General features: G+C 53.6%; 5 protein-coding genes and 1 pseudogene. 1 reads left to right on the top strand and 5 read right to left on the bottom strand.

Annotation, left to right across the window (positions count from 1 at the left end):
• A pseudogene (locus D6029_RS22570) lies at positions 1 to 255 on the top strand (integrase core domain-containing protein); the annotation flags it as partial.
• A gap of 112 nt (positions 256 to 367) precedes the next feature.
• Here D6029_RS22570 and tauD read toward each other — a convergent pair.
• The 5 genes from tauD to D6029_RS22145 form a co-directional block, all read right to left on the bottom strand.
• Positions 368 to 1,216, bottom strand: a complete 849-nt coding sequence (gene tauD, locus D6029_RS22125) for a taurine dioxygenase (protein WP_120066823.1) — start codon at positions 1,214 to 1,216, stop codon at positions 368 to 370.
• Positions 1,213 to 2,040 (bottom strand): taurine ABC transporter permease TauC, encoded by an 828-nt coding sequence (gene tauC / locus D6029_RS22130; RefSeq protein ID WP_120066824.1) that lies wholly within the window; start codon positions 2,038 to 2,040, stop codon positions 1,213 to 1,215. Before tauC ends, tauD begins: the two co-directional genes overlap by 4 nt.
• A complete protein-coding gene (tauB, locus tag D6029_RS22135) occupies positions 2,037 to 2,804 on the bottom strand; it encodes a taurine ABC transporter ATP-binding subunit (RefSeq protein ID WP_120066825.1) in 768 nt (255 codons plus the stop codon). The genes tauC and tauB overlap by 4 nt, the downstream gene beginning before the upstream one ends.
• A 10-nt stretch (positions 2,805 to 2,814) precedes the next feature.
• Complete coding sequence (gene tauA, locus D6029_RS22140) at positions 2,815 to 3,789, bottom strand: taurine ABC transporter substrate-binding protein (RefSeq protein ID WP_120066826.1); 975 nt, start codon at positions 3,787 to 3,789, stop codon at positions 2,815 to 2,817.
• Between the two features lie 204 nt (positions 3,790 to 3,993).
• A complete protein-coding gene (locus D6029_RS22145; protein ID WP_120066827.1) occupies positions 3,994 to 4,467 on the bottom strand; it encodes a VOC family protein in 474 nt (157 codons plus the stop codon).
• Between the last annotated feature and the right edge of the window lie 204 nt (positions 4,468 to 4,671).

The raw sequence follows: 4,671 nt of genomic DNA on the forward strand, positions 1-4,671 counted from the left end.
GGTATCTGGGTGCCGTCGCCGAGAAAATGGGACGGAAAAACGCCGGAGGTGAGCTATCCCGAAGGGGCGAAAGTGTACCGGGTGCGCTCCAAAGGCGACATCTACATTGGCAAAAGGTTATTCCTGAATCAGGCGCTGCGGGGTGAATATGTGATGCTGGAGGAGCGTGAGGACGGACTTGAAGCGATAATATTTAACCGGATGGACCTTGCTTACTACGACAGACGTAAGCAAAGTATCATCCGGATAGATTAGGCAAAATGTGTTACCTGTGTGGCCGGTCTGATCTGTAACCTATGTGGCCGGTCGTACACTGGCGCTTATCCGACCTACGTTCAGGAGGATAAGCGCCAGCTAAAAGATGTCTTTAACCCCGCCAGAAAGGTTTATCCCCCAGAATGGTTGCGCGATGCATGATGCGGCGAGCCGGAAGATAATCGGCGTTGGCGTAATGCTGCGTCACACGGTTATCCCAAATCGCGATGTCGTTTTCCTGCCAGCGCCAGCGCACCTGGAACTCCGGTTTTGTAATATGCGCGAACAAGAATGCGAGCAGCGCATCGCTCTCTTTTTGTGAGAGATCGACAATCCTCGTGGTGAATCCTTCGTTAACAAACAGCGCCTGTTTGCCGCTGACCGGATGAGTACGAATCACCGGGTGCAGCAACGGCGGATTTTTAGCTACGGCTTCACGCCAGCGCTGGTGCTCTTCTTCGCTGCCCAGATATTTATATTGCTGGAACGACTTGCGGAAATCGTGCTCCGCACGCAGCCCGGACAACAAGCGCTTGAATGGTTCCGACAGTGCCTCGTACGCGGCAATGCCGCTGGTCCATAATGTATCGCCGCCTGTTTCTGGAATCTGTTTCGCTGCCAGTATCGCCCCGGCAGGCGGCGTTTCGATAAACGTCACGTCGGTGTGCCAGTTGTCGTTATCCGGCGGGTTATCGTTGTGCGTATCCAGCACGATAATCTCTTCCACCCCTTCTGCGTGCGGGTAAACCGGATGGATGTGCAAGTCGCCAAAAGGCTGAGCCAGCACGCGCTGCTGAGCAGGCGTAATCGGTTGATCGCGCAGGAACAAAACCTGGTGACGAATCAGCGCGTGGTAGAGCTGTTCAAATTGGTTATCGCTTAATCCCCGACTTAGCGTCAGACCACTCACCTGTGCGCCAATATAAGGCCCCAGCGGCAGAACATTTATTTTTTCACTCATTGCCCTTCTCCATGCCATGGGGTTAAACGGCGCTGCAAGGCGCGCAAACCCAGCTCTAAACAAAATGCGATAACCGCGATAACACCGATTCCTGCCAGCACGACGTCTGTTGCCAGGAATTCACCGGCAGACTGCACCATAAAGCCTAATCCGCGAGTGGCGGCGATAAGCTCGGCGGCCACAAGTGTTGACCAACCGACACCTAGCCCAATGCGGAATCCGGTGAGAATTTCCGGCAAAGCGCCGGGCAAAATCACATGCCACACGACCTGAAGACGCGAGGCTCCGAGTGCCTCGGCGGCACGAATGCGTACCTGTTTTGCGCTACGAACGCCCGCCATTGTCGACATCGCAACTGGCGCGAATATCGCGAGATAAATCAGTAAGATCTTTGAGGTTTCGCCAATACCGAACCAAATCACCATTAGCGGCAAATACGCCAGTGGCGGCACGGGGCGGTAAAGCTCAATCAACGGATCAAGGATGCCGCGTATCGTCGGGCTTAGCCCCATCGCGATCCCCACAGGAATGCCAATCAGCACCGCCGCCAGTAAAGCAGTAAGAATGCGCATCAAGCTGGCGGCGAGGTGCTGCCAGAGCGTGGCATCCATAAACCCTTGTGGCCCGGCGATGCTAATCAGCTTCATTAAAACCTGGCCCGGAGGCGGTAAAAACAATGGGCTAATCCACTGTTCCGCCGCCACCCACCACCACAGCAAAATGATGGTGGTGATGGTTGCAAGGCTAAGCGTGAACTGGCGGGAGAATGGCCAGCGTAGAGTCAGCCGCGTGCGGCGGGCTTTATCCTGAATCACAATGCTCATAAAAAGCCCTCACGTTGTTCAAACACCCGGCTCAGCACGTACTCACGTTTAGCGATAAATTCGGGGTCAGATTTGATGCTGCGGCAAGGTTCACCGGCTACAAATCGGCGACCAAAATCGAGCGGCAGGCGTTCCAGTACGCGCCCTGGCCCCGGCGAAAGCAGCACCAGTTCAGTCGCCAGGAAAACGGCCTCTTCGATATCGTGCGTAATCAACAACACCTGACGGCGGCTTTCATGCCACAGCTTTAATAACAGGGTCTGCATCTGTTCACGAGTGAAGGCATCGAGCGCGCCAAACGGTTCGTCGAGCAGTAAAAGCTGCGGGCGAGTAGCGAGTGCGCGAGCAATCCCCACCCGCTGGCGCTGCCCACCGGATAGCTGCCAGATGGCGCGCTTTGCTTTGTCTTCCAGCCCTACTTTGCGCAGCATATCGAGTGCAATTTCCTCGCGCTGTGACTTTGGCTGCCCGGCAAGCTGCAATCCAAACGCGACGTTATCCAGCACCGAGCGCCACGGCAGCAACCCTTCATTTTGAAAAACCACCCCACGTTCAGCGCCTGGCCCTGTGACTTGCTTGCCCGTAAGCGTGATGCTGCCGGAGTGATATGGAACAAAGCCAGCTATCAGGTTCAGCAGTGTTGTTTTTCCGCAGCCGGACGGGCCGAGAACCACCAGTAATTCGCCCTCGTCCACGGTCAGATTGATGTCGCTAAGAACGGTTTTTCCGTCGTAATCTGCACTTAAATGCGATACCTGTAACATGGCTAACTCCTTACTGCGCCAGCGTTTTCACGAAGCGGTCGGTCACAAACTGGCTGTAGTCCGTCGCCACCGCCGGGACTTTGCCCTGCGCTTTCAGGAACTGCGCGGTATCGACAATCGCTTTATTTACCGGGCCGCTAAGCTGCTCGGTTTGCTGGCTGGCGGTGAGATAGGTATTGCCCTTCACCAGAACCGGAACGTCGCTTTCCGGCACACCGCTCAGACGCGAGAGTTTGCTTAGGTTATCCGGCTGTTTTAGCCATTCTTCTGGGTTATCGATATAGCTTTTCTGGGCGGCGAGTGCGCTTTTGGCGAAGGCTTCCACCACTTCAGGATGCGCTTTAGCAAAGTCTTTACGCACAACCCAGACATCCAGCGTTGGTGCGCCCCACTTGCCCACTTGCGCGGAATCCGTTAGCACCGTGCCGTCTTTTTCCAGCTCGTTAACTGCTGGCGCCCAGACATAAGCCCCGTCAATATCGCCACGCTGCCAGGCGGCAATAATCGCCGGAGGTTGAAGATTTAGGATTTGTACTTCGCCAGGCTTGATGCCCCAATGTTTCAGTGCCGCAAGCAGGCTGTAATGCGTGGTGGAGATGAATGGCACGGCAATACGTTTGCCAATCAAATCTTTCGGATTGGTGATGCCCTTCTTCACGACCAACGCTTCAGAGTTGCCCAACTGCGAGGCAAGCAGGAACACTTCGATAGGCACATTTTGGCTGGCAGCTACAGCGAGTGGGCTGGAACCGATATTGCCAATCTGCACATCACCCGATGCCAGCGCACGTACTACACTCGCGCCGCTGTCGAACTTGCGCCATTCCACTTTTGCGCCGCTATCTTTGGCAAAAGCATCGTCGGCCTGCGCAACTTTGGCGGGTTCAGCGGATGTTTGATATGCCACGGTGACATCCACCGCGAATACCGGCGTTGCAATAAGAGCCAGCGCTGCCAGCCAGAGAGTATGTCGTTTTGCTATCATGGTGAGTGCTCCTGTATTTTTGATAGGAGCAGTATTTCTAACGGCGAGGTTTATATAAAAGAATTAAAAATTATCGTTAATGCTTATATGTTTTTAGATGAATTATGGGGAAGGATAGTTGGAAAGCAGGAATAGAAGGGGATTGAAATTCCAAAGAAAACGGGCCCGAAAGCCCGTCTTCTTTAATATTATAAGCTAGACTCGTCAGCTATTTATCGCAGCTTTAATGGCCGCAACATCTATTTTCTTCATCGACATCATCGCCCCAAACGCACGCCTGGCGGTATCTCCGCCGGTCGCCAGAGCTTCGGTTAATATTCGCGGCGTTATTTGCCAGCTAATGCCCCATTTATCTTTGCACCAGCCGCATTCACTTTCCTGGCCGCCATTGCCGACAATTGCGTTCCAGTAGCGATCCGTTTCAGCCTGATCTTCTGTCGATATCTGAAATGAAAAGGCTTCATTGTGTTTGAAATGCGGGCCGCCATTGAGGCCGATGCATGGCACTCCCGCAACAACAAATTCGACCACTATTGTCTCGCCAGATTTACCATCCGGATAGTCGCTCGGTGCCGGGATGACAGCACCCACGCAGCTATCGGGAAAGGTCGCAGCATAGAAATGAGCGGCAGCTTCCGCATCATGGTCGTACCAAATACAGATAGTATTTTTAGCCATAATTTAGCCTGCCTGTTGTGTTTCTTACCAGCATTTCGCCGTTTGAGCTTTACCAGCCATAAGTATGTACCGGATCTGAGGTATGTGGTTTTTAGAGGCGTGATCTGTATCGCTTAACGGGGATAAATTTCATAAATCACAGACAGCAAAAAGCCCTGTACGTCAGTACAGGGCTTTCCACTTATTTGGAGCCTGGCAGTTCCC

Origin of the sequence: Buttiauxella izardii (assembly GCF_003601925.1) — a bacterium.
GTDB lineage: Bacteria > Pseudomonadota > Gammaproteobacteria > Enterobacterales > Enterobacteriaceae > Buttiauxella > Buttiauxella izardii.